This window comes from Pseudonocardia cypriaca (genome assembly GCF_006717045.1).
Lineage (GTDB): Bacteria > Actinomycetota > Actinomycetes > Mycobacteriales > Pseudonocardiaceae > Pseudonocardia > Pseudonocardia cypriaca.
In genome coordinates this window covers 1,772,436-1,796,640 of the sequence record NZ_VFPH01000002.1, presented here as the reverse complement: position 1 = coordinate 1,796,640, position 24,205 = coordinate 1,772,436, and the positions used below count along the sequence as shown (strand labels likewise).

20 protein-coding genes are annotated in these 24,205 nt (G+C 73.0%); 13 read left to right on the top strand and 7 right to left on the bottom strand.

The features are described from left to right. Nucleotides 1-34: 34 nt before the first annotated feature. The 11 genes from FB388_RS26060 to FB388_RS26005 all read left to right on the top strand — a co-directional run bounded on the left by FB388_RS26060 (nucleotide 35) and on the right by FB388_RS26005 (nucleotide 16,543). Complete coding sequence (locus tag FB388_RS26060) at nucleotides 35-355, top strand: 2Fe-2S iron-sulfur cluster-binding protein (RefSeq protein ID WP_142104784.1); 321 nt, start codon at nucleotides 35-37, stop codon at nucleotides 353-355. Between the two features lies 1 nt (nucleotide 356). Further along, the gene (locus FB388_RS26055) at nucleotides 357-1,607 is read left to right on the top strand and encodes an NAD(P)/FAD-dependent oxidoreductase (protein ID WP_142104783.1); all 1,251 of its coding nucleotides are present in this window, start codon (nucleotides 357-359) and stop codon (nucleotides 1,605-1,607) included. A gap of 512 nt (nucleotides 1,608-2,119) precedes the next feature. Further along, entirely contained in the window at nucleotides 2,120-4,582 is a 2,463-nt protein-coding gene (locus FB388_RS40555) for a YncE family protein (protein ID WP_246122413.1), read from the top strand. Nucleotides 4,583-4,773: 191 nt separating this feature from the next. After that, the gene (locus tag FB388_RS26040) at nucleotides 4,774-5,517 is read left to right on the top strand and encodes a YcnI family copper-binding membrane protein (protein ID WP_170225834.1); all 744 of its coding nucleotides are present in this window, start codon (nucleotides 4,774-4,776) and stop codon (nucleotides 5,515-5,517) included. After that, a complete protein-coding gene (locus FB388_RS26035; RefSeq protein WP_142104781.1) occupies nucleotides 5,514-6,854 on the top strand; it encodes a copper resistance CopC family protein in 1,341 nt (446 codons plus the stop codon). Before FB388_RS26040 ends, FB388_RS26035 begins: the two co-directional genes overlap by 4 nt. Beyond that, nucleotides 6,851-8,830, top strand: a complete 1,980-nt coding sequence (locus tag FB388_RS26030; protein WP_246122412.1) for a PepSY-associated TM helix domain-containing protein — start codon at nucleotides 6,851-6,853, stop codon at nucleotides 8,828-8,830. Before FB388_RS26035 ends, FB388_RS26030 begins: the two co-directional genes overlap by 4 nt. Nucleotides 8,831-9,482: 652 nt before the next feature. Beyond that, nucleotides 9,483-10,097 carry a TetR/AcrR family transcriptional regulator gene (locus FB388_RS26025; protein ID WP_142104780.1) on the top strand — a complete coding sequence of 205 codons (615 nt, stop codon included), beginning with the start codon at nucleotides 9,483-9,485 and terminating at the stop codon, nucleotides 10,095-10,097. After that, complete coding sequence (locus tag FB388_RS26020; RefSeq protein ID WP_142104779.1) at nucleotides 10,091-11,824, top strand: ABC transporter ATP-binding protein; 1,734 nt, start codon at nucleotides 10,091-10,093, stop codon at nucleotides 11,822-11,824. Before FB388_RS26025 ends, FB388_RS26020 begins: the two co-directional genes overlap by 7 nt. Next, the gene (locus FB388_RS26015; protein WP_142104778.1) at nucleotides 11,821-13,803 is read left to right on the top strand and encodes an ABC transporter ATP-binding protein; all 1,983 of its coding nucleotides are present in this window, start codon (nucleotides 11,821-11,823) and stop codon (nucleotides 13,801-13,803) included. The genes FB388_RS26020 and FB388_RS26015 overlap by 4 nt, the downstream gene beginning before the upstream one ends. A 64-nt stretch (nucleotides 13,804-13,867) precedes the next feature. Next, nucleotides 13,868-14,980: an NAD(P)/FAD-dependent oxidoreductase gene (locus FB388_RS26010; RefSeq protein WP_142104777.1), complete on the top strand. Its 1,113-nt coding sequence runs from the start codon at nucleotides 13,868-13,870 to the stop codon at nucleotides 14,978-14,980. 84 nt (nucleotides 14,981-15,064) lie between these two features. Further along, the gene (locus FB388_RS26005; RefSeq protein ID WP_142104776.1) at nucleotides 15,065-16,543 is read left to right on the top strand and encodes a flavin-containing monooxygenase; all 1,479 of its coding nucleotides are present in this window, start codon (nucleotides 15,065-15,067) and stop codon (nucleotides 16,541-16,543) included. A 10-nt stretch (nucleotides 16,544-16,553) separates the two neighbouring features. Here the strand turns inward: FB388_RS26005 and FB388_RS26000 are convergent, their stop codons facing one another. Then, a complete protein-coding gene (locus FB388_RS26000; RefSeq protein WP_142104775.1) occupies nucleotides 16,554-16,889 on the bottom strand; it encodes a putative quinol monooxygenase in 336 nt (111 codons plus the stop codon). A 50-nt stretch (nucleotides 16,890-16,939) separates the two neighbouring features. Next, nucleotides 16,940-17,506 (bottom strand): helix-turn-helix domain-containing protein, encoded by a 567-nt coding sequence (locus FB388_RS25995; RefSeq protein ID WP_211362347.1) that lies wholly within the window; start codon nucleotides 17,504-17,506, stop codon nucleotides 16,940-16,942. Nucleotides 17,507-17,599: 93 nt separating this feature from the next. On the opposite strand from FB388_RS25995, the gene FB388_RS25990 reads away from it, so the two are divergent. Next, nucleotides 17,600-18,535, top strand: a complete 936-nt coding sequence (locus tag FB388_RS25990; protein ID WP_142104773.1) for an NAD(P)/FAD-dependent oxidoreductase — start codon at nucleotides 17,600-17,602, stop codon at nucleotides 18,533-18,535. Between the two features lie 42 nt (nucleotides 18,536-18,577). Here FB388_RS25990 and FB388_RS25985 read toward each other — a convergent pair whose 3' ends face one another. Next, the gene (locus FB388_RS25985; protein WP_142104772.1) at nucleotides 18,578-20,194 is read right to left on the bottom strand and encodes an ABC-F family ATP-binding cassette domain-containing protein; all 1,617 of its coding nucleotides are present in this window, start codon (nucleotides 20,192-20,194) and stop codon (nucleotides 18,578-18,580) included. A 134-nt stretch (nucleotides 20,195-20,328) separates the two neighbouring features. Here FB388_RS25985 and FB388_RS25980 point away from each other — a divergent pair, with 134 nt between their 5' ends. Continuing rightward, on the top strand, nucleotides 20,329-21,540 hold the full coding sequence (locus tag FB388_RS25980) for an RNA polymerase sigma factor (protein WP_342787933.1): 1,212 nt from the start codon (nucleotides 20,329-20,331) through the stop codon (nucleotides 21,538-21,540). On the opposite strand, the gene FB388_RS25975 is transcribed toward FB388_RS25980, so the two are convergent. The 4 genes from FB388_RS25975 to FB388_RS25960 form a co-directional block, all read right to left on the bottom strand. After that, nucleotides 21,537-21,878 (bottom strand): YciI family protein, encoded by a 342-nt coding sequence (locus FB388_RS25975; protein WP_142104770.1) that lies wholly within the window; start codon nucleotides 21,876-21,878, stop codon nucleotides 21,537-21,539. The genes FB388_RS25980 and FB388_RS25975 overlap by 4 nt on opposite strands. Beyond that, the gene (locus tag FB388_RS25970; RefSeq protein WP_246122410.1) at nucleotides 21,875-22,525 is read right to left on the bottom strand and encodes a DUF899 domain-containing protein; all 651 of its coding nucleotides are present in this window, start codon (nucleotides 22,523-22,525) and stop codon (nucleotides 21,875-21,877) included. The genes FB388_RS25975 and FB388_RS25970 overlap by 4 nt, the downstream gene beginning before the upstream one ends. 148 nt (nucleotides 22,526-22,673) lie before the next feature. Next, the gene (locus tag FB388_RS25965) at nucleotides 22,674-22,919 is read right to left on the bottom strand and encodes a hypothetical protein (protein WP_142104768.1); all 246 of its coding nucleotides are present in this window, start codon (nucleotides 22,917-22,919) and stop codon (nucleotides 22,674-22,676) included. Between the two features lie 107 nt (nucleotides 22,920-23,026). After that, complete coding sequence (locus FB388_RS25960) at nucleotides 23,027-24,181, bottom strand: epoxide hydrolase family protein (protein WP_211362220.1); 1,155 nt, start codon at nucleotides 24,179-24,181, stop codon at nucleotides 23,027-23,029. Nucleotides 24,182-24,205 lie beyond the last annotated feature (24 nt).

Sequence of the window (24,205 nt, the reverse complement as noted above, 5' to 3'; positions counted from 1 at the left end):
CCGCCGATCCGTCGACCACGAGAAGGAGATGAGCGTGCCAAAAGTCACCTACGTGTACGACGACGGTTCGGAGCACACCGTCGAGGTGGCTGTCGCGACGAGCCTGATGCGGGCCGCGTTGCGTAACCAGGTGCGCGGCATCGTCGGTGAGTGCGGCGGCGCCGCGACCTGCGGGACCTGCCACGTCTACCTCGACCACAGCACCGAGGAGTTCGGGCCGCCGTCCGGCGACGAGGACGAGATGCTGGAGTGGACCGCTGCTCCACGCGCGGAGAACAGCCGGCTGAGCTGCCAGCTCGTCCCCACGGAGGAGGGCGCCCATCTCGTCGTCCGCGTCCCCGCCGAGCAGGTCTGACATGCCGAGGCCCGAGATGCACGGAGTCGTGGTGATCGGCGCGGGGCACGCGGGCGTGGAGGCGGCGGCGTCCTTGCGTGCGGGCGGCTATTCCGGTCCGGTGACGGTGGTCGGCGCCGAACGGCATCTGCCCTACCAGCGACCTCCGCTGTCGAAGGAGATGCTCGCCGACGGCGGCGATCCGGGCGCACTCGCGCTCCGTTCCGAGGCGTTCTTCGCCGATCGCGGGATCGTCCTTCGGCACGGGCCCGCGGTCGACGTCGACCGGGCCCGGCAGCAGGTGCACATCGCAGGCGACCGGCCGCTGGACTACGACCACCTGGTGCTCGCAACGGGCGCCGCGCCGCGCCGGATCGAGCTCCCCGGCCGGTCGCTGCGCGGGGTGGCTGAGCTGCGCACTCTCGACGACGCGCTCGCGCTGCGCGCGTCGCTCGTCGGCGCCGGGCGGATGGTCGTGCTGGGCGGCGGGTTCATCGGCATGGAGGTGGCGAGCGCGGCGCGCAAGCGCGGTGTCGACGTGTCGGTGGTCGAGCTCGCCGACCGGTTGCTCGGACGGGCGGTGTCCCCGCCGGTCTCGGCCGCCGTCGCCGCCCACCACCGCGCCGATGGCGTCGGGCTGTGCTTCGGTGAGCACGCCACCGAGCTGGTCGGGGACGCCGGACACGTGACGGGGGTGCGGACGGGCTCCGGCCGGGTGTTGCCGGCGGACCTCGTCGTGCTGGGCATCGGTGCCACCGCAGAAGACGGCCTGGCCCGCCGGGCCGGGCTCGCCACGGACGGGGGCGTGCTCGTCGACCGGTGGCTGACCACCTCGGACCCGCGGATCATCGCGATCGGCGACTGCGCCGTGGTGTGCGATCCGGCCACCGGTACGAGACGGCGGTTGGAGTCCATCCAGAACGCGACCGACCACGGCCGCTACGCCGCCGCCCGCATCCTGGGCGAGGAGCGGCCGTACTGCGCGCTGCCGTGGTTCTGGAGCAACCAGGGGGCACTCCGGCTGCAGCTGGTCGGGATCGCGGGGGATTCCGCTGAGCTGGTGGTGCGCGGTGACGCGGCGCGCTTCTCGGTGTTCTGCATGCGGGACGGGCGGCTGACCGCGGTCGAGTCGGTCAACGATCCGGGCACGCACATGGCGGCGCGCCGCCTGCTCGAGCGCGCGACCCCCGGCGAGGCGGAGCTCGTGGCGGTCGACTACGACGTGCGGGCGCTCGCCCGCCGGGTGCTGGCGAGGGAGACCGCGGTCGCCTGACAACATCGAACGACGAATTCGCCCGGGCCCCCGGATCGGCAGGAATCTGCCGATCCGGGGGCCCGTTGCTGTTTTCGGTGCGCATTCGGAGCGGCCACGTTGTCAACGACCGAACGCGCGCTCGGTTACGGCTGACAGCAGTTAACTCTCGGTGTCTGCAGGCTCACCGGCGCGTACTCCGTACGGAGTAGTGCTCTGTAACGGAAGAGTCATCCGTTTGCACCTCGTTGTTACTCCGTGCGTGCAAACTTTGCGCATCCCGCGACCCGGGAGTGATGGACGAGTTACTCCCCGAAGTGCAATCTCCCGGGTCGCTGCGGTGGTTCGGTGTGCCGTCGTCACTGCGCGTCCAGAAATGGGTCGGCAGTTGCGGTCCGAGAGTCCTGCGAATCGGTGCAAGACACGAGAGGAAACACATGTCCGAAATCGCTCCCCGAGGCCCTGCGGGGTCTGGAAAGAGACGGCGCCGCCTCGCCGCAGCGACGGTGATGGCGGCGGTCGGTGCCACGACGATGACAGCGACGCCGGCTGCCGCTCAGCAGCCGATCGGGGTCGGCCCGCTGCCGATCACGTTCAACATGACCGACGAGAACGGCTCGTGGTTCGACTCCGGGCTGAACCTGTTCGGCAGCAGCTCGCTCGCGGTCGCCGTGCTGCCGAGGCTGGGCACGGACATCGCGGTGCCCAGCATCGGTGGTCCGGTGCTCGAGAGCGACATCGGCGGCCTGGTCGACGGGGTCACCGGTGGTGCCGCCGGCGGTGCGACCGGCGGGCTCACCGAGGGCCTGACCGAGGGTGTCGGCGGGATCACCGGTGGTCTTCTCGGCGGCGGGGAGGAGCCTGCGGCCGCCCCAGCCCCTGCCCCCACCCCGACCTCCACCTCCACCACGGAGGAGCCCGAGGAGGCGGCGGAGGTCGAGGACACGCCCGCTCCCACCTCCACCTCCACCACGGACGAGCCCGAGGAGGCAGCCGAGGCCGAGGCCACGCCCACGCCCGCTCCTGCTCCCGCCCCCGCCCCTGCTCCCGCTCCGTCCGGTGGGCTGCTGGGTCTCGACGACGTGCTGGGCCTGGACCAGACCCTGTCCGCCGTCAAGGGGATCGGCGCTTCCAACGCGGAGGCCGGCGGGCTCGCCCTCGAGGCCGAGTCGCTGATCGGTGAGCTGAACGGGGTCCTGGCCGGGCTGCCGGCCGACGCGCCGGTCGACCTGCTCTCCCTCCCGGTCGGCGTGGACCTGCAGGGCGTGCTCGACTCGCTTGCGGAGTTCGCCGTCGTGGGGCCGCCGGTCTCGGTGACCTTCAACGTCGACCCGGCCCGTTCCGAGGGCATCCGCAACCCGATCGGGCTGATCGCGCCGGAGGGCGCGAAGGAGTTCCCGTACATGGACGCGGGCGGTGCGTTCTTCGGCGAGAAGACGATCCAGCTCACCGAGCCAGGGCTCTACGCCTTCACGGACTCCGTGGCGCCGTACATGCTCGGTGCGGTCGTCGTGGACGACCCGCTCACGCTGGGCCTCGACTTCGGCAAGACCCTGCTGGTCAACGGCAAGGACACCCCGGTTCCGTCGAACGCCGACATCATCCAGCGGCTGGTGAACGCGTTCTTCACGATCACCAACCCGAACAACTGGCAGGTGTTCAGCGAGACCGAGGACGTGGCCTGGAACCCGTTCCAGCCCCCGGCCCCGATCCTGCAGTACGACGAGGCGGGCAAGCCGGTTCTGATCCCCAACCTGGACGCCTACTACGACCAGAAGTTCGACTACCCGAGGACATTGCCGGCGCTGAACAAGAAGCCCGACGTCCCCGGCGTGGGTGAGGTCTGGATCGCGACCCAGATGGAGGACTTCGCCGGCAAGGAGAAGCACGGGGCCATCACCAAGATCAACGCGGAGAACTGGACGATCGACCGGAAGATCGCCGCCCCCGGGATCGACATGAACAACCCGCACAACATGTGGACGGACAAGGAGTACAAGTACCTGTACGCCAACGAGTGGTTCGACAACGAGACCGACGTTTTCGACCGCGAGACCGGGGCGACCGTCCGGCAGATCGAGGTCGGGCCCAACCCGGCGCACGTGATGACCCGGCCGGACACCGACCAGCTCGTGGTCGGCATCAACGCCGGCACGGACATCGTCGAGCTGGCGCCGGGCGGCACCGAGATCACCCGCCGCATCAACGTCGACCCGGAGAGCGGCATCACGCCGCACCCGCACGCGCACTGGACCAGCCATGACGGCAAGACGGTCGTCGCGCCGAACACGATGACCAACGAGGCGGTCATCGTCGACATGGAGTCGGGGACCGTGAAGCACGACTCCGTCGGGTACTTCCCGATCGCCACCTCGATGACGCCGGACTCGAAGAAGGCGTACCTGTCCGACTTCCTCGGCATGAGCATCTCGTGCGTCTCGCTGGCGGAGGACGCCTGTGCGACCCCCGACGGCGCCGTGGCGCACAGCTCCACGATCGACCTGTGGCAGAACTACAACCCGCTGACCGGCCCCACCGGTCCGTGGGGTGGGCTGACCATCCAGCTCCCGGTGAGCCCGGACGGCAAGGCGATGCTCGCCGCGAACACCCTGTCCCAGACGGTCTCGGTGATCGATCCGAAGACCAACAAGGTGGTCAAGGACCTGCCCTGCAACGCCGGTTGCCACGGCGGCAACTTCGGCGCCAAGAAGGGTGGCGGCTACTACGCCTACATCTCCAACAAGTTCTCCAACGCCTCGCAGATCATCGACGTCGACCCGAACAACGACGGGGACATCTCCGACGCCGCCGTCGCCGGCCAGCTGGTGCTGGGCGGAACGGCGGACACGGCGACCGATGACGAGCTCGTCGCGCACGCCGGGGTGGGCGGCCAGGGCGTCGTGGCGATCCCGCTGGTCTACAACGGCTGGTCACAGGAGGTCCCCGCAGGGTGGCGGGAGAAGTTGACGCCTGCGCAGCTGAACCCGATCGGCTGATCAGGCTGCTGATCGGCTGACATGCAGTGGTCCGGGGCCGGCTCCCCGGCCCCGGACCACACCAGCAGCTCGACTCACCCCGCGGTCCGCACCGGGTCGGCGCCCGGCCGGGACCGTACTTCTGAGGGAGTTCCCCCATGGCCTGCGGTCGGAAATTCTTTCCTCGCCTCCTGGCAGCGACGTTCGTCTCGATGGCCTGCATGTTGGCGTTCGCACCGGCGGCGTCCGCGCGCGTGACCGTCGTGCCCGGGGAGGTGCAGGGCGGCGGTACGGAGACCTTCGCCGTCCGCCTGTCCAACGAGCAGCCGGACCTGGTGACCACCCGGCTCGAGCTCAGCTTCCCCGCGGACGTGGTGATCCCGCGCGTCGAGGTCGCACCGGTCGGCAAGTGGCGCGCGAAGGTCGACATGCGCCGCGTGGACCCGCCGGTCACGGTCGACGGCGAGGAGGTCGACGAGGCGGTCGCGTCGATCGTGTGGACGGGTGGCGAGATCGCGCCGAAGCAGTTCGAGCAGTTCCTCGTCACCGCGGGTCCGCTCCCCGTCGGCGGGGGCCGGCTCGTGCTGGCGGCCGCGCAGGGCTACGAGGACGGCACCGTCGACCGGTGGACCGGACCGGCGCGGCCGGGCTGGCCGGGCGCGCCCACGATCACCATCACCCCGAGCTCCGACGCCGCCCCGGCGGACCGGCCCGCCGAGAGCGGCCGTGCACCGGTGCAGGTCGGTGCCGGCCCCGCGGCGGCGGCCGCGGCGGTGGAGCCCGTCTCCGCCGGCACCGGCGTGCTGCCCTGGATCCTGCTGGCGGTCGGCGTGCTGGTGGCGGGCGTCGCGACCGCCGTCGGATACCGGCAGCAGGAGCGGCGCAAGCGACTCGCGCGTCGCCGGCTCACCAGCACGAAGATCCGGAAGCTGCCGACCGGGGCGGGCAGGCGATGACCGCGACCCGGACGCACCTGCGCGGCCTCCTCGGGCTGCTCGCCGTTGTCGCCGCCTGCTGGGGGACCCTCCTCATCGCGGTGCCGGCGAGCACGGGCGACCCCGTGCTGGTCGCCGTGTCGCCGGCCGATGGCGAGATCGTCGAGTCGCCGGACGAGGTCCGGCTCACCTTCGACCGGCCCGTGTCCGCCGGGCTGGCGACCGTGCGGATGACCGTCCCGGCCGGGCAGCAGGTCGTCGAGGGCCGGCCGTACCCGGTGTCGGACGACCCGAACACCTTCGCCGTGCGGATGCCTCGCACCCGCTACGCCGGGACGTACTCGGTGGCGTGGTCGGTGCCGTCCAGCACGCTCGAACCGATCACCGGCACATCCGCGTTCCAGGTGTACGCGCCGACCGAGGCCGCGGCCGTCCCGCAGATACCGGCCGACCGCGATCCGGCCGTCGTCGCGATCCACGACGCCTTCCGCGCGGCCGCGACCGCGGCGTTCGCGCGCGGGACCGGCGTCGCCTTCGTGCTCGGCGCCGTCTGGCCGGCCGGGGTCGTGCACCCGCCGGCGCGCCGTCCGATCACCTACGCCTGGTGGGCGCTGGTGGTGGCGACGTTCGGCAGCATCGTGTCCTTCGGTGGCTACACCGCCCGGCTCCCGCTCGCGGAGGCGTACGACCCCGTGGTCGTGTCGGCGGCGTTCGGGTCCGACGTCGGCGCGGTTCTGCTGGCGCGGCTGCTCGTGCTCGTGCCGATCACCGTCGCGCTCGTGCAGCTGCTGACCGGCACACCCGCTCGCTCCGCCGTGCAGCGATGGCTGCGGTCCGGCGTGGTGGTCGGCGCCGCCGCGGCGTTGGCGGCCACGTGGGGCCTCGCCCGCCCGGCCGGCCCGGACGGGCCTTCCGCTCTCGTGGTCACCGCGGACATCGCGCTGCTGCTCGCGGTTGCGGTCTGCACCGGCGGGCCGGTGCTGCTGTGGGTCCTGGTGCGCACTGCAGGTGACTCCGTGCTCCGGGTGGCGCTGCCGCGGCTCGCCCGCGTCATGCCGGTCGGGGGAGTGTCATTGCTGGCCGTCGCGCTGCTCACGACGGCGGGCTGGCGGCTGGTCGCGCTGCTGGTGCTGGCGGTGCTCGCCGTCGCAACCGGGTTCGCCGGTGGGTGGTGGGCGCGCCGCCGGAGAGGCACCCGCGGGCGTGACGTCTCCGGGCGCGCGCGGCTGCGCAGGCTGGCGGCGGTCGGCGCGGTCGGCGTCGCCGTGGCGTTGCTCGCCGCGGCGGTACCGGCGACCGCCCCGACGCAGCTCGCGCAGCCGGGCGGCCTCCAGCAGGGCGGTGTCGTCGAGCGATGAGTCCGAGGCACGAGATGGAGTCCGGAGAACCCGGCGCGCACGCCAGCCGGCTCTCGGGTCGGACCCTCACGGGGCGTCCGCCCAGGAAGCGGCCCTTCGCCGGCTCGGTCGCCCAGCTGCGCCCGCTCGCCCGCCGGGTGCACTTCCTGGCCGGGATCCTGGTGGCGCCGTTCCTGCTGGTGCTGTGCCTGACGGGCCTGGTCTACGTGTGCAGCCCGCAGATCCACGAGGACCTCTACGGCAGGCAGCTCTTCGTGCCCGAGATCGGCGAGGCGCCGCGGCCCGTGGCCGAGCAGGTGGCCGCCGCGCTCGCCGCGCACCCGGAGGCGGAGCTGCGCTCGGTCGTGCCGCCGCCCGAACCCGACCGCACAACGCAGGTGAACCTGGCCGTACCGAGGCTGACCCAGCGCGGCGAGGCGCGCACGGTCTTCGTCGACCCGTACACGAACTACATCAGCGGCGAGCTCACCACCGTCGACGGACGGATGCCCGCCAACGTCTGGCTGCGCGACCTGCACACCGATCTCCACCTCGGTGCGGTCGGACGGCTGTACTCGGAGGTCGCCGCGAGCTGGCTGCCCGTGATCGTGGTCGGCGGGCTGCTGCTGTGGACCGCCAAGCAGGGGCGGCGCAGGCGCGGCATCCGCGAGCTGCTGACCCCGCTGCCGCGGGGCAAGGGGGACCAGGCGCGGATGCGGGCGGTGCACGGGCCCCTCGGGATCTGGCTCACGGCCGGCCTGCTCGTCATGAGCGCCACCGGCCTGACGATGAGCCGGTTCGCCGGCTGGGGGCTGCCCGCCGTGCGGGCGCCCGAGCTCGCCGCCGCCCCGGTCGCCGTGCCCGGCGGCGTCCATCCCGCGAGCGTCGACCGCGTGCTGCAGGTCGCGCGGGCGGAAGGGCTCAGCGGCGAGCTGCGCGTGGTGGCGCCGACCGCGCCCGACCGGCCGTTCACGGTCGCCGAGACCTCGCCCGGCCTGCCGATCCGGAAGGACCACATCGCCGTCGACCCGTACACAGCGCAGGTCACCGAGCGGATCGGGTGGAACGACTACCCGTTCCTGGCGCAAGTGCGCGAGATCGGCCAGCAGGCGCACACCGGCACCCTCTTCGGGATCGCCAACCAGATCGTGCTCGGACTGCTCGTGATCACCACCATCGTGCTGATCCTCATCGGCTACCGGATGTGGTGGCAGCGCAGCCCGTACGGCGAGGGGAAGCTGCCCCCGGTGCCGCCACCCGCGTTGCGCCAGCTCACCGCGTCGGTCGGGGTGCCGGTCGTGCTGGTCACGGTCGTGCTCGGCTGGCTGATGCCCGCCTTCGGGCTCAGCCTCGCCGCGTTCGTCGTGGTGGACCTCGTGGTGGCCGCCGTCCGGCAGCGGCAGGAGCGGCTGCGCAGGGTGGTCACGGCGGGCGCGCTGGTCGTGGCGGTGTCCGCGCTCGGCGTGGCGGTGGTGCTCGGCACGCCGTCGCCCGTCACGCGAGCAGACGCCGTCGAGGCCCTCCCGGACCGGCGCCTGCCCGAGCCGCCCCTCCTCCAGCCGCCCCCCGTTCCCGACGATGCCGCGGGCACCGGTGTCGTCGCGGCACCGCCCCGGTCCGTCCGGGGCGGCCGGGACGGCGCACCGGCCGGTCCGGCAGCGCCGCGCACCGCCGGACCGGCGGCCCAGCCCGGCGGGCCGCCCGCCGATACCGGCAGTCCCGGCACCACCGCCAGCAGTGACACCGCGGGCAGTGACACCGCGGTCCGCGACACCGGGGGCGACACAGGTGGCGGCGACACCGGGAGCGGCATCCGCTCCTCCGGCGCCGCCGAGGCGCCGGACGAGCCCGAGATCCCGCCGGACGACGTCCCCGAACCGGCCCCGCCGACCCCCGAGGCGGAGCCGGCCGACGAACAGCCGGGCCTCCTCCCGCAGCTGGTCCGGCCCGTCACCTCGTTCCTGGTCGACACCCTCAGGGGAGTCACCGGCGGTTGACGCCTCCGGCCGCCGCCCGACTTGGCGCGGCGGTCCCGCCCCGCCGGGTGGTCCCGTCCCCCAGCGGGGCCGCCCGGCGACCCGCGGTGAGGCCCGGATTGCATTGCGGCGGGCCTGTTCGGCGCTGGTCGCGCACATGGACAACCGCTGGATCGGATCACGGCGGCTCGGGCAGGGCGGCGCGGGTTGGTGGGGTTGGCGCGATCTTCGACGGCGGCTCGGGTCGGTCTGTTGCAGATGCACGGCTCCCGGCCTCGCCCCTTGGGGGGTGTGACCACCGGTCCTCGGGTGGGCGGGCCGGCGCTTCGCGCGCGCGGTCCCGGGAACGGCGCGCCCAAGCCGAACGTGCCCGACCAGGTCGACACCACGGGGCCTGGGAGCAGGATCGGGGGGCCGCGTTCCGCGGAACGCAGCACGGCAGGACCCGCGCGCTCCCTGGCCCCGCGATCCCGCGCAACCGGCCACCGGCGTCGCTGAGGCGGTCCACGATCCCGGGCTGACGTCGGCGTCACCTGGCAGCATCCGGAACGACCTCGTGATCGCCAGCACTCGTGATGATCACCGCGCCGAACGCCCCGGCGACCGGCGTGCCGTCTCCGCCCACGGTGAAATCCGGTTGGTTAGTGAGTGGGCGCTCATTTAATCTGGCGCCGTGGCCCCCTCGAACCGCCGTGCGCCCCGCATGGCCCCCGCAGAGCGCCGCACGGCGATCATCGACGCCGCGCGGCCGCTCGTGATGCGGCACGGCTCGGGGGTGACCACACGCCAGATCGCGGAGGCGGCAGGGATCGCGGAGGGCACCATCTTCCGCGTCTTCCCGGACAAGGACTCCGTCGTCCAGGCGGTCGTCACCGAGGTCTTCGACCCCGACCCGACCCTGCGCGAGCTCGCCGCCGTCGACCGCGGGCTCCCGCTGCGCGAGCGCCTGACGAGGGCCACCGAGGTCCTGCAGGATCGGCTGTCTCAGGTGTTCGGCCTGCTGGACGCGCTCGGCTGGATCCGGCCGCCCGAGCCGGAGGAGCAGCGTCCGCAACCGCCGCAGGCCATCAACGATGCGTTCCGGGCCGCCATCGCCGATCTCGTCGGCCCCGACGAGTCCCGGCTGCGGGTGCCGGCCGCAGAGCTGGCCCACGTGCTGAGGCTGCTGATCTTCTCCGGCACCCATCCGATGATCTCCGACGGCCGCCCGCTGAACCCGGAGCAGATCGTGGCGATCCTGCTCGACGGCTTGGCCGTCCCCACCACGAACGAGGACCGTGCATGCTGATCCGACTGCTGCGCACCCACCTGCGCCCGTACTCCAGACCGCTGCTGCTGGTGGTCGTTCTGCAGCTCGCGGGCACGATCGCCTCGCTCTACCTGCCCAGCCTCAACGCCGACATCATCGACCGGGGCATCGCCCGCGGCGACACCGGCTACATCATGTCGGTCGGCGGCTGGATGCTCGTGGTCACGTTCGTGCAGATCGTCTGCTCCGTGGCCGCGGTCTACTTCGGAGCCCGCGCGGCGATGGGCTTCGGCCGTGACGTCCGCGCCGCGTTGTTCCACCGCGTCGGGGAGTTCTCCGTGCGGGAGGTCAACCACTTCGGGTCGGCGTCGCTGATCACCCGCGGCACCAACGACGTGCAGCAGGTGCAGATGCTCGTGCTGATGACCTGCACGATGATGGTCGCGGCGCCGATCATGTGCTTCGGCGGCGTGGTCATGGCGCTGCGGGAGGACACGCACCTGTCCTGGCTGATGCTGGTCTGCGTGCCGGTCCTCGTGGTCGCGATCGGCGCCTTGATCCTGCGCATGATGCCCGGCTTCCGCGCGATGCAGAGCCGGATCGACGAGGTCAACCGCGTCCTGCGCGAGCAGATCACCGGCATCCGGGTGGTGCGGGCGTTCGTGCGCGAGCCGCACGAGACGGCCCGGTTCGAGACCGCCAACGCCTCGCTCACCGAGGTCGCCACGTACGTGGGCCAGCTGCAGGCGTTGATCTTCCCGACCGTGATCCTCGTGCTGAACCTGTCGAGCGTGGCGGTGCTGTGGTTCGGGGCCGAGCGGATCGAAGCCGGTGAGATGCAGATCGGCGCGCTGACCGCGTTCCTGGCCTACCTGATCCAGATCCTGATGGCGGTCATGATGGCCACCTTCATGACGATGATGATCCCGCGTGCCGCCGTCTGCGCCGAGCGGATCAGCGAGGTGCTCGACACGGAGTCCTCGGTGGCGCCGCCCGCACAGCCGATCACGCCGCCCGCGCCGACCGGGGCGCTCGAGCTGCGCGGTGCCGGGTTCGCCTACCCGGGCGCCGATGCCCCGGTGCTGCACGACGTCACGTTCACCGCGCGGCCGGGCACCACGACGGCGATCGTCGGCAGCACCGGCGCGGGCAAGACCACGCTGCTCGGGCTCGTGCCACGGCTGTTCGACGTCACGAGCGGCTCGGTGCGCGTGGACGGCGTCGACGTGCGCGAGCTCGACCCCGAGTACCTGTGGAGCCGGGTCGGCATCGTGCCGCAGCGGCCGTACCTGTTCTCCGGAACGGTGGCCAGCAACCTGCGCTACGGCAACCCGGACGCCACCGACGAGGAGCTGTGGGCGGCGCTCGAGGTGGCGCAGGCCGCCGACTTCGTGCGCGCCATGCCCGACGGCCTCGACTCGCCGATCGCCCAGGGCGGCACCAACGTGTCCGGCGGCCAGCGCCAGCGGCTCTCGATCGCCCGCGTGCTCGTGCGGCGCCCCCAGATCTACCTGTTCGACGACTCGTTCTCCGCGCTCGACCTCGCCACCGACGCCCGGCTGCGCGCGTCACTCCGGCCGGTCACCGCCACCGCCACGCTGGTGGTCGTGGGGCAGCGGGTGGCGAGCATCCGCGACGCCGACCAGATCGTCGTGCTCGACGACGGCGTCGTGGTCGGGATCGGCACCCACGACGAGCTGCTGGCCGGCTGCCCGACCTACGGCGAGATCGTCGCGTCCCAGTTCACCCCGGAGGAAGTGGCATGACCCGCCCGAACCCCGTCGCGGAGACCAACCGCGCCGCGCGCGAGATGACGGCGCAGCGGCGCAGCGGCCCGCCGTGGGCCGGCATGGGCATGCCGGCGGAGAAGTCGCTGGCCTTCGGCCCGTCGGCGCGCCGGCTGCTGCGCCGGCTCGCGCCGGAGCGGCTGGGCGTGGTGGCGGTCGTCGTCCTCGGCGTGCTGAGCGTGGGGCTCAGCTCGGTCGGGCCGCTCGTGCTCGGCCGCGCAACGGACGTCATCTTCGCCGGGGTGATCGGGCGCCAGCTCGAGCCCGGCACCTCCACGGAGGCCGCCGCGGAGGCCGCGCGCAGCGCCGGCAACGAGACGTACGCCAACGTGATCTCCGGCGCCGGTGTCGTGCCGGGACAGGGCATCGACTTCGCCCTGCTCGGCCAGGTGCTCATGAGCGTCGTGGTGATCTACGTCGTGGCGGCGCTGTTCTCATGGCTGCAGGGCTACCTGCTCAACGGCGTCGTGCAGCGCACGATCTTCGCGTTGCGTCGGGACGTCGAGGACAAGATCAACCGGCTTCCGCTGAGCTACTTCGACCGCCAGCCCCGCGGTGAGCTGCTCAGCCGCGTCACCAACGACATCGACAACGTCTCGCAGAGCCTGCAGCAGACGCTGTCGCAGCTGTTCACCTCGCTGCTGACGATCGTCGCCGTGCTGCTGGTGATGCTGCTGATCTCGCCGATGCTGGCGCTCGTCGCGATCGTGTCGATCCCCCTGTCGCTGCTGCTGTCGCGGGCGATCATGGCCCGGTCGCAGAAGCAGTTCGTTGCACAGTGGCGGCACACCGGGGCGCTCAACGCCCACATCGAGGAGGCGTTCACCGGCCACGAGCTCGTCCGGGTGTTCGGGCGGCGCCGCGAGGTGGAGGCCGGCTTCGCGGAGAAGAACGAGCAGCTGTACGGCGCCAGCTACCTGGCGCAGTTCATCTCCGGGATCATCATGCCGTCGATGATGTTCATCGGGAACCTGAACTACGTGCTCGTCGCCGTGATCGGGGGCCTGCGGGTGGCGTCCGGCGGACTGAGTCTCGGTGACGTGCAGGCGTTCATCCAGTACTCCCGCCAGTTCACCCAGCCGCTCACGCAGGTGTCGTCGATGATCAACCTGCTGCAGTCGGGTGTCGCGTCGGCCGAGCGGGTGTTCGAGCTGCTCGACGCCGATGAGCAGGTACCCGATCCGGAGCGACCGGCCGTGCCGCAGACGCGCTGCGGCCGGGTGGTGTTCGAGGACGTCTCGTTCCGCTACCGGCCGGACCAGCCGCTGATCGAGCACCTCTCGCTCACCGCGGAGCCGGGCCAGACGGTCGCGATCGTCGGGCCGACCGGAGCCGGCAAGACCACGCTCGTCAACCTGATCATGCGGTTCTACGAGCTGGACGCGGGCCGCATCACCCTCGACGGCGCCGACATCGCCGCGATGGACCGCGCCACGCTGCGCTCCGGCATCGGGATGGTCCTGCAGGACACGTGGCTCTTCGGCGGCACGATCCGGGACAACATCGCCTACGGCAACCCGGCGGCCACCGAGGAGGAGATCGTGGCCGCGGCGCGGGCCACCTACGTCGACCGGTTCGTGCGCAGCCTCCCCGACGGCTACGACACCGTCATCGACGACGAGGGCTCGAACGTGAGCGCGGGGGAGAAGCAGCTGATCACGATCGCGCGGGCGTTCCTCGCCGACCCGACGCTGCTCATCCTCGACGAGGCCACCAGCTCCGTGGACACCCGCACCGAGCTGCTCCTGCAGCGGGCCATGGCCGCGCTGCGCACCGACCGCACCAGCTTCGTGATCGCCCACCGCCTGTCGACGATCCGGGACGCCGACCTGATCCTCGTGATGGAGTCCGGCCGGATCGTGGAGCAGGGCACCCACGACGAGCTGGTGGTCGCGGGCGGCGCCTACGCGGCCCTCTACGAGAGCCAGTTCGCGGGGGCTGTGGCAGACCCCGACTGACGCGCGCGGACAGCGCGACTCGCGTGCACTCATGCCGCGACTCGCGGCGTGGGAGGATCTTCCCGTGCGGGTGGTCGTGGTCGGGTCCGGCATCGCGGGGGCCGCTGCGGCCTACCACCTCGCCCGGCGGGGCGTCGACGTCGTGGTCGTGGACGACGCGCGGCCCGGCGTGGCGACGGCCGCGGGCGCGGGGATCGTCTCGCCCTGGGCCACGGCCGACGAGACGCGCTTCGCATTCGCGGGCGCCTCGGCCGGCTACTACCCCGAGCTGGTCGCGGCGCTCGCCGAGGACACCGACGAGCCCACGTCCTACTCGGTGGTCGGCGGCCTCGTCACGGGCCGGGACGAGGGGGCGCTTCGGGAGGTCCACCGGCTCGTCGCGGCGCGGGCGGCGGCCCACCCGGCCGCGGGGGAGGCCTCGCTGCTCGAACCCGCACCGGCCCGCGCCCTGTTCCCACCGCTGGAGCCGGGGCTCGCGGCCGTGCACGTCAGCGGGGGTGCGCGGGTGGACGGTCGCCAGTTGCGCGCGAGCCTCCTGGACGCGGCGCGGCGGCGCGGTGCCGAGCTGCGCACCGGCACGGCAATGATGGCCGTCGACGGTGTGCGGGTCGACGGGGAGCGGCTCGACGCCGACTCGGTCGTCCTCGCGGCAGGGGCGTGGAGCGCCGAGCTGCTGGACCCGTTCGGGATCCGGCTGCCCGTGGCCCCGCAGCGGGGGCAGATCACGCACCTCGAGGTGTCCGCGGACACCGGCCGGTGGCCGGTCGTGTCGCCCATGGACAGCGGCCACTACCTGCTGGCGTTCCCGGGCGGCCGGGTGGTGGCCGGAGCCACGAGGGAGACCGGATCCGGGTTCGACCACCGGGTGACCGCCGCGGGGCAGCTGGAGGTGCTCGAGCAGGCGCTCGCGGTCGCGCCGGGGCTGCGGGACGCCACGCTGCTGGAGACGCGCGTCGGCTTCCGCCCCGCGACGCCGGACGGCCTGCCCGTGCTCGGCCCGCTCCCCGGCTACCCCCGGATCGTCATGGCGACCGGGTTCGGCCCGACCGGCCTGACCATGGCCCCGCTGGCCGGGGCACTGGTCGCGGAGGTCGTGCTCGGGGAGGAACCACGCCTCGACCTGACCCCGTACCTCCCGGATCGCTTCCTCCCGACGAACGGCGCGTTCGTCGGATAGGTACCGACGAGCGCGCCGTTCGTCGGATGTGAGACCCCGCCGCCGGGCATGATGCCGGGAGGCTGATCGTCAGGGGGTACGCCCGTGGAGCACCTCGATGTCCTCGTCGTCGGCGCCGGCATCTCCGGGATCGACGCCGCCTACCGGCTGCAGACCGAACACCCGCAGCGCACGTACGCGATCCTCGAGGCCCGCGACGCGATCGGCGGCACGTGGGACCTCTTCCGCTTCCCCGGGATCCGCTCGGACTCCGACATGTTCACGCTCGGGTTCCCGTTCCGCCCGTGGCGGGCGGCCGCGGCGATCGCCGACGGCGCGTCGATCCGGCGCTACCTGCAGGAGACGGCGGCCGAGTTCGGCATCGACCGGCGCATCCGCTTCGGCAGGCGGGTCACGGCCGCTGCGTGGTCGAGCCCGGACCAGCGGTGGATCGTGGAGGTCCAGGTCGCGGACGGCTCGACGGAGCGGTACTCGTGCGACTTCCTCTTCCTGGGCACTGGCTACTACCGCTACGACCGCGGCTACCTCCCCGACCTCCCAGTGATCGACGCGTACCGGGGCACGGTGGTGCACCCGCAGCACTGGCCGGAGGACCTCGACTGCGCGGGCAAGCGGGTGGTCGTGATCGGCAGCGGGGCCACCGCCGTCACGCTGGTGCCGGCGCTCGCGGAGCGGGGGGCGCAGGTCACCATGCTGCAGCGCTCGCCGAGCTACGTCGTCGCGCTACCCGGCACCGACCGGCTCGTCGACCGGCTGCCCCGGTGGGCACACCGGCTGATCCGCTGGAAGAACGTGCTCGTCACCTCGGGTTTCTACGAGCTCGCACGGCGCGCGCCCGGCGCGGCCAAGCGGCTGCTGCGCGCCGGGCTCGAGCGTCAGATCCCCGACCACCGCGTCATCGACCGCGACTTCACGCCCCGCTACCAGCCGTGGGACCAGCGCCTGTGCGTCGTGCCGGACGGCGACATGTTCCGCGCGATGCGGTCGGGCCGCGCCGAGGTCGTCACCGACACCATCGCCACCTTCACCAGCGTTGGGATCCGCCTCGACTCCGGGCGCGAGCTGCCGGCCGACGTCGTCGTCACGGCAACCGGGCTGCAGCTGCAGGTCGCCGGCGGCATGCGGATCACCGTGGACGGCACGGTCGTCGATCCGGGGCGGACGGTCGTCTACCGCGGCTGCCTGCTCTCCGGGGTGCCGAACCTCGCCATCTGCATCGGCTACGTCAACGCCTCGTGGACGCTGCGCTCCGACCTGACTGCGCGCTACGTCTGCCGCCTCCTCGCCCACATGGACGCGCACGGCTACCGCTCGGCCACCCCCGAGTTCGACGGTGACGTGGCCGCTCGCCCCCTGCTCGCCCTCACCTCCGGCTACGTGCAACGGGCGGCGGACGTGCTGCCGAAGCAGGGCACGGCCGCGCCGTGGGTGCTGCACCAGAACTACCTCGTCGACGTGCTGAGCACCCGGTTCGGCGACGTCACCCGCGACATGGTGTTCGCCGTTCGCCCGATGCGCCGCTCCACGGTCGCGGTGGACGCCGCCGCTCCCCGGCCGGACTGACCGGCACCGACTACAGCGGCGGATGCGCGTGAGCCACCGGGTTGGCGTTGACCCACGCCTCGATCTCCGGTCCGAGATCACCGTGCACGTGCACCGACGTCATGTCGGCCAGCTCCGCCACCTCACCCAGCTGTGCGGCACAGCGCTCGTTGTGCTCCACCGCCGCTCCGGGCCCGGTGTACTCCTCGAGCACGACGAAGACGGCCGGGTCAGCGCTCGTGTACCAGCAGTAGCGCAGCGTCCCCGGCTCGTCCGCCGAGGCCGCGGCGAGCGTCTGGGCGACCACGAGGAACTCCTCGACCCGCCCCGGCCGGACCCGCAGCTCGGCCCGCACGATGATCGTCATGGGGAAAGCCTCCTTCGCGCGGCGCACCGTGTCGAGATGCGGTCGGGCGTTCAGCGGCGGGGGCCGGCGCGGACGTGCATGCGCTCGCCCTGGCGGCCGAACAGGCTGAGGATCTCGACCGGTCCCCGGCCCGCGCTGCCGAACCAGTGCGGCAGCCGCGTGTCGAACTCGGCCACCTCGCCCGGGCCCATCGTGATGTCGTGGTCGGCCAGCCGGAGCCGCAGGTGTCCGGACAGCACGTAGAGCCACTCGTACCCGTCGTGCGTCACGAGCCGCGGCTCCTGCTGCGTCACCGGGATCGTCATCTTGAACGCCTGCAGCGGGCCCGGGTGGCGGGTCAGCGGGAGCACGGTGCGTCCGTCCACGCGGCGAGCGCTGGTCTGGACGCGCGGGTCGGCGACCCGCAGCGTCCCGATCAGCTCGTCGACCGGCACCTGCAACGCCACCGCGATCGGCAGCAGCAGCTCGAGGCTCGGCCGCCGCCCGCCGGACTCCAGCCGCGAGAGGGTGCTCTTGGAGATGCCGGTGGCCTCGGCGAGCGCGGTCAGGGTGATGTCGCGCTGGGTCCGCAGCTGCCGCACCCGGGGCCCGACCTCGGCGAGGGCGCCCTTGATCATCGGTGTGTCCTGCACGGCGCCATCGAACGCCGCTGTCCCGGAAACGGCAACGATCGTTGCTGATCCCGGTACGGCGAGCGGATGCTGCGGGACATGGACGAGTTCGACGTGGTGGTGGTCGGTGGCGGGGCGGCGGGCCTGAACGCGGCACTGGTACTCGTGCGAGCCCGGCGGCGGGTGGCGGTGGTCGACGCCGGAGACCCCCGCAACGCGCCGGTCGCCCACATGCAGGGCTTCCTCTCCCGGGACGGGATGCCCCCGGCCCAGCTGCTGGAAGCGGGGCGGGCCGAGGTGGCGGGCTACGGCGGCGAGATCGTCGCCGACCGGGTCACCGGGATCGACCACGGCTTCGCGGTGCACCTGGCCGGTGGCCGCACGCTGCGCACCCGCCGCGTGCTCGTGACCACCGGCCTGCGCGATGAGCTACCGGACGTCCCCGGCCTTCGCGAGCGGTGGGCCCGCGACGTGCTGCACTGCCCGTACTGCCACGGCTACGAGGTGCGCGACCGTCCGATCGGCGTGCTGGGCACGCTGCACCTCGGGCTGATGCTGCCGCAGTGGTCGGCGGACGTGGTGTTCTTCCCGCACCGCACCGAGCTCTCCGCCGACGACCGCGAACAGCTCCTCGCGCGCGGGGTGCACATCGCCGACGGCGAGGTCACCGGGCTCGCGGTGGAGGGCGACGCCCTGCGCGGGGTGGAACTGGCCGGTGGGCAGGTGGTCCCGCGCGAGGTGCTGTTCGTCGGGCCGAGGTTCGTCCCGCGCGACGATCTGCTGACCGGGCTGGGCTGCGCGACCGAAGAGGACGGCCGCGTCCGCACCGACCCCACCGGTCGCACGAGCGAGCCCGGCGTGTGGGCGGCGGGCAACGTCGTGGACCCGCGCGCCCAGGTGGTGACGGCGGCCGGGATGGGCTCGGCCGCCGCCATCGCCATGAACGCCGACCTGGTGCAGGAGGACGTCCGGCGCGCGGTCGCGGAGCACCGCCGGACGGCCGAGACCGTCGGGGCAGCGGGCCGAGCCTGCTGAGCCGGACCGCGACTCGCGCGCACCCGGACCGCGACTCGCGGTTCAGGTGCCCTCCGGCGCCCCCGTCTCGCGCAGGCTGCCGTCCGCGAGCCGGAGCCAGCGGTTCACCCCGATCTCCGCGAGGAAGCGTTCGTCGTGGCTCACCACCACGAACGCGCCCTCGTAGGCGCCGAGCGCGGCCTCGAGCTGACCGACGCTGACCAGATCGAGGTTGTTCGTCGGCTCGTCCAGCAGCAGCAGCTGGGGCGCCGGTTCCGCGAACAGGACGCAGGCCAGGGTGGCGCGCAGCCGCTCACCACCCGAGAGGGCGCCGATCGGGAGGTGGATGCGCGCGCCGCGGAAGAGGAAGCGCGCGAGCAGGTGCATCCGCCGCGAGGGCGGCATCGCAGGTGCGGCGGACTCGAGGCTCTCCGCGACCGTGCGGTCCGGGTCAAGCAGGTCCAGCCGCTGGGACAGGTAGGCGATCCGGCCGTCCAGGCGGGTGGTCGTGCCGCCGTCCGGTGGCAGCTCGCCCTGGACCACGCGCAGCAGCGTGGACTTCCCCGCGCCGTTGGGGCCGGTCAGCGCGATGCGCTCCGGACCGCGGATGGTGAGGTCGATCCCGCCGCCCGCGAACAGGTCGCGTACCCGGATACCCGTGCCGGCGAACACGGTGCGCCCGGCCGGCACCAGGGTCTCCGGCAGCTCCAGCACGATCCTCTCGTCGTCGCGCAGGGCCTGGCTCGCCTCGTCCAGCCGGGCGCGGGCCGCCCCGACCCGCGCGGCGTGCGTCCCGTCGGCCTTGCCCGCCGACTCCTGGGCCCGTCGCTGCCGCGCTCCCGCGAGGATCTTGGGCAGGCCGGCGTCCTTGATGTTCCGGGCGGCCGTGCTCGCCCGGCGAGCGGCCCGCTCGCGGGCCTGCTGCCTCTCCCGCTTCTCCCGCTTGACCTCCTGCTCGGCGTTGCGCACGCTCCGCTCCGCGGCCTCCTGCTCCGCGGTCACGGCCTCGGTGTACGCGGTGAAGCCACCCCCGAAGAAGCGGACGTCGCCGCGGTCGAGCTCGGCGATCCGGTCCATCCGGTCGAGCAGCGCCCGGTCGTGGCTGACCAGGAGCAGGCACCCGCTCCACTCGTCGAGCACGTCGTAGAGCCTGCGGCGGGCGTCGAGGTCGAGGTTGTTGGTCGGCTCGTCGAGGAGCAGGACATCGGGCCGCTTCAGCAGCTGACCGGCCAGGCCGAGGGAGACGACCTGGCCCCCGCTGAGGGTGCCGAGCCGCCGGTCCAGGGCAACGTCGGCGAGTCCGAGCCGGTCGAGCTGGGCGCGGGTGCGTTCCTCGACGTCCCAGTCGGCGCCGATCGTCGTGAAGTGCTCCTCGCTCGCGTCGCCCGCCTCGACGGCGTGCAGCGCGGCGAGCACCGGGGCGACCCCGAGCACCTCGGCGACCGTCAGCTCGGCGGTGAACGGCAGGTCCTGCGGGAGGTACCCGAGCACCCCTTCGACGGTGACGGAGCCGGTGCTGGGACGCAGCTGCCCGGCGATCAGCTCGAGGAGCGTGCTCTTCCCCGCGCCGTTGGGTGCGACGAGACCGGTGCGGCCGGAGCCGACGGTGAAGGAGAGGTCCTGGAACACCGGGGTGTCGTCCGGCCAGGAGAACGAGAGGTGGGAACAGACGATGGACATGCGGCAGCCTTCACGAGAGGTGAGGGAGAACGGGGGAAGGGGCGAACTCGTCCGGGATCACCCGGAGATGTCGTCGTCCCCTGCGCCTGCCACGTCCCCAACTTTAACAGTGGGGGCCACATAGGCTGCCGGACGTGCAGGACCTCGAACGGGTCTACCGGGAGGAGGCCGTGCGGCTGCGCGCGTCCCTCGCCGCTCGCATCGGTGACGTCGGGCTCGCCGAGGAGCTGGTGCACGACGCGTTCGCGGAGGCACTTGAGCACTGGCCGGTCGACGGCGTGCCGGCCAACCCGGGCGGCTGGCTCGCCACCACCGCGCGGCGCAAGGCGATCGACCGGCTGCGCCGGACCCGTGCCGGCGAGGCGAAGCTCGCGCTGCTGTCCGCCCCCGACCCGCCGGGGGTGGAGGCGGCCGACGAGGAGCTGCTCGGCCTGGTCTTCGCCTGCTGCCACCCGGCGCTCCCGCGTGAGTCCCAGGTGGCGCTGACGCTGCGCGCCGTGTGCGGCCTGACGACCGCCGAGATCGCCGCGGCCCACCTGGTCGCCGAGCCGACGATGGCGCAGCGGCTCACCAGGGCCCGCCGGGCGATCAGCCGCGTGCCCGTCGCAATGCCGGACCCCGACGAGCTCGGCGGGCGGCTCGACGAGGTGCTCGCGGTCGTCTACCTGGTGTTCAACGAGGGCTACCTGGCCAGTGCCGGCCGCACGCCCGCCCGCCGCGACCTCGCCGCGCAGGCCGTGTCGCTCGCCCGGCTGCTGCACCGGCTGATGCCGACGCAGCCGGAGGTGATGGGGCTGCTGGCCCTGCTCCTGCTGCACGAGTCCCGCGCCGCCACGCGGTTCGACGGATGGGCCCGGCTCGTGCGGCTGGCCGACCAGGACCGCGGCCGCTGGGACCGCGCCCTGGTCGCCGATGCGACGGTCCTGCTCGACCGGGCGATGGCTCGGCGCGCACCCGGGCCCTACCAGGTGCAGGCCGCGATCGCCGCGCTGCACGCCGATGCGCCGGCGTACGAGCGCACCGACTGGCGCCAGATCCGCCTGCTCTACGACCGGCTCGACCAGCTGGCGCCCTCGCCCGTCGTCCGGCTCAACCGGGCCGTGGCCACGCGGTACGTCGCGGGCCCGGCCGCGGCGCTCGCCGAGGTCGACGCCCTCGCCGCGCAGCTGGACGGCTACCGACTCCTGCACGTGGTCCGGGCCGAGCTGCTCGCCGCGCTCGGACGCGGCGACGAGGCGCGGGCCGCGAACGAGCGCGCGCTCGCGCTGGCCGCCAACCCGGCGGAGGTCGAGCTGCTCACCCGCCGGGTCGGCGGAGCCACACCGGCTCGCGCCGGATCGGACTAGTGCGGCACTACCGGCCGGATCTCCACCGTGATGTACCCGCGGTCGATGCCCGGCCAGGTGCTCGCGAACGCAACGGCCTCGTCGATGGTGCCGGCCTCGATGACGCAGTAGCCGCCGAGCACCTCCTTCGTCTCCATGAACGGGCCGTCGACCACGCCCCCCGCGCGGATCGTCCGCGTCGTCTCGGGGCCGGTGAGCTCGTGGCCGGCGTCGACCAGCGCGCCGTTCCCCTCGGCCCGGTCGTACCAGGCCCTGACCTCGGCCATCCACGCCTCCCGGGCGGCCGGGTCGAGCCGGGAGGCCGTCTCGGTGTCCATGAGCAGCATCAGGTACTTCACGCGCCACCTCCGAGGTCGTACCGATCATGGTGGCGCACCCACGACATCGGGTGGTCGGCGCGTTCCTGCCGGCCGAGCGGCGTCAGGTCGAGCAGGTTGTAGGTGTTGTGCAGGCGGTCGAGGCCGCGATCGGTGGTCGAGTACGTGTGCAGCACGCGGTCGCCGTCGCGGAGGAACACCGCGAGGCCTCCCCACTCGTCGTCGCCGCCGTCGCACCGGAAGTCCTGACCGAAGCCGTTGCCCGCCGTCGAGTACCAGGGGAACGTCCAGCCCATCCGTTCCCGGAACGGGGCGATCGTGTGCCACGGCGCGCGGGAGACGACCACCAGCGCGGTGTCCCGAGCGTGCAGGTGCTCCAGGTGGGTGAAGTGGTCCACCAGGTACGAGCAGTGCGGGCAGCCCTCGGCCCAGTCCGGCCCGAACATGAAGTGGTAGACGACGAGCTGTCGGCGCCCCGCGAACAGGTCGAGCAGGCCCGCTGTCCCGTCGGGGCCCTCGAAGACGTACTCCCGCTCCACCGGTACGGCCGGAAGGGCCCGCCGCAGCGCCGCCAGCTCGTCCCCGGCCCGGGTGGCCGCCTTCTCCTTCGCCAGCAGCTCTTCGCGCGCGATCAGCCACTCGGCGCGCGGCACGATCCGTGGAGTCACGACCCGCTCCTCGATCCCGGGCGCCCCTGCGGCGCCCTCCCACCGCGTACTACGAACGGGGGCGGCCGGTTCTCGACAGCATGGGGAGACCCGTGCGCGCGCTCTCAGCGACCACGCCGGAGTGCCGGTGGACCTGGGGGGCTGACCGTCAGGCAGGCGTCTTCGACCCGGACGGGTCGCGGGGGCCCGGTTCGGGCGTGGTCAGCCGGCGCCCACCCCCGCCCCCGCCGCCTCCCGACTCGACGGCGATGGCGACCGGATGGGCCGGAGCCACCCGGGTGCCTGCGCCGGGGGCCTGTGCGATCACGGTGCCCGTGGCCGGGAGCGGTTCGTCGGGATCGGCGGCGACCACGACGACCCGCGCCTCGAAGGCGAGCTCGTGCGCGTCGCCCACCTGCAGCCCGACCAGCGCCGGTACCAGTACTTTCTCGTCCTGATCGCTCACGGTGGCGGGGTACCCGATCGGTCCCGATCGTTCACGGATGACCGGTTCCGGGCGGGTCAACGGAGTGTCGCGAAGAACTCCCGGACGTCCGCGACCAGCAGCTCCGGCTCCTCGAGGGCCGCGAAGTGCCCGCCGCGGTCGACGTCGGTCCAGTGCACGATCGTGGCCTCGCGCTCGACGTACCTGCGGATGGCGACGTCGTGGGCGAAGACGATCACCCCCGTCGGCACCCCGGAGTTCGTCTTCTGCCCCCAGCCCTCCTCCTGCGCGTAGCCCACGTAGGCGGCCGAGGCTGCGGTGCCGGTGAGCCAGTAGAGCATCACGTTGGTGAGCAGCCGGTCCCGGTCGACGATCTCGTCGGGCAGGACGTGCCGCGGGTGGGTCCACTCCCGGAACTTGTCCGTCATCCACGCCAGCAGCGCGACCGGGGAGTCGACGAGCCCGTAGCCGACGGTCTGGGGCCGGGTCGACTGGATCGCGATGTAGCCGAACTCCTCCTGCATGAACGCCTCGACCCGCGCGACGCGGTCGCGCTCGACGCCGGTGAGCGAGGCGCGCTCCTCGTCGGGCATGGGAAGCGGGGGCAGGGCCGTTGCGCCGTTGACGTGCACGCCGATCAGCCGGTCCGGTGCGACCCGGCCCAGCTCGGGGGAGACGCCCGCGCCGATGTCCCCGCCCTGTGCCGCGAACCGCTCGTAGCCCAGCCGCCCCATCAGCTCGACCCAGGCGCGTGCGATCCGGTTCAGGGTCCAGCCGGCATCCGTCACCGGACCGGAGAAGCCGAAGCCGGGCAGCGCCGGGATCACGACGTGGAACGCGTCGGCCGGGTCGCCGCCGTGCGCCGCCGGGTCGGTGAGCGGGCCGATCACGTCCAGGAACTCCACGATCGACCCGGGCCAGCCGTGCGTGAGGATCAGGGGCATCGCGTCCGGCTCGGGCGACCGCACGTGCAGGAAGTGGATGTTCTGCCCGTCGATGGTGGTGGTGAACTGCGGGAACGCGTTGAGCTCCCGCTCGGCCGCGCGCCAGTCGTAGCCGGAGCGCCAGTACTCGGCCAGCTTCCGCAGCCACGTGGTGGGCACGCCGGTGGCCCAGTCGTCGCCGGGCAGCGGGGCCGGCCACCGTGCGGAGTCGAGCTTCGCGGCGAGCTCGTCGAGCGCGGTCTGCGGGACGTCGATGCGGAAGGGGCGGATCTCCTCGTTGATCGTCACGAGAACGATACTAGGGTCGGGTTA

Bases quoted from the DNA above. Each gene is read 5' to 3' on its own strand.
- FB388_RS26055 (WP_142104783.1), top strand. From the start codon at position 357: ATGCCGAGGCCCGAGATGCACGGAGTCGTGGTGATCGGCGCGGGGCAC.
- FB388_RS26035 (WP_142104781.1), top strand. From the start codon at position 5,514: ATGACCGCGACCCGGACGCACCTGCGCGGCCTCCTCGGGCTGCTCGCC.
- FB388_RS26015 (WP_142104778.1), top strand. From the start codon at position 11,821: ATGACCCGCCCGAACCCCGTCGCGGAGACCAACCGCGCCGCGCGCGAG.
- FB388_RS40555 (WP_246122413.1), top strand. From the start codon at position 2,120: ATGACAGCGACGCCGGCTGCCGCTCAGCAGCCGATCGGGGTCGGCCCG.
- FB388_RS26000 (WP_142104775.1), bottom strand. From the start codon at position 16,889: ATGACGATCATCGTGCGGGCCGAGCTGCGGGTCCGGCCGGGGCGGGTC.
- FB388_RS26030 (WP_246122412.1), top strand. From the start codon at position 6,851: ATGAGTCCGAGGCACGAGATGGAGTCCGGAGAACCCGGCGCGCACGCC.
- FB388_RS25990 (WP_142104773.1), top strand. From the start codon at position 17,600: ATGGACGAGTTCGACGTGGTGGTGGTCGGTGGCGGGGCGGCGGGCCTG.
- FB388_RS26020 (WP_142104779.1), top strand. From the start codon at position 10,091: ATGCTGATCCGACTGCTGCGCACCCACCTGCGCCCGTACTCCAGACCG.
- FB388_RS25985 (WP_142104772.1), bottom strand. From the start codon at position 20,194: ATGTCCATCGTCTGTTCCCACCTCTCGTTCTCCTGGCCGGACGACACC.
- FB388_RS26040 (WP_170225834.1), top strand. From the start codon at position 4,774: ATGGCCTGCATGTTGGCGTTCGCACCGGCGGCGTCCGCGCGCGTGACC.
- FB388_RS25995 (WP_211362347.1), bottom strand. From the start codon at position 17,506: ATGATCAAGGGCGCCCTCGCCGAGGTCGGGCCCCGGGTGCGGCAGCTG.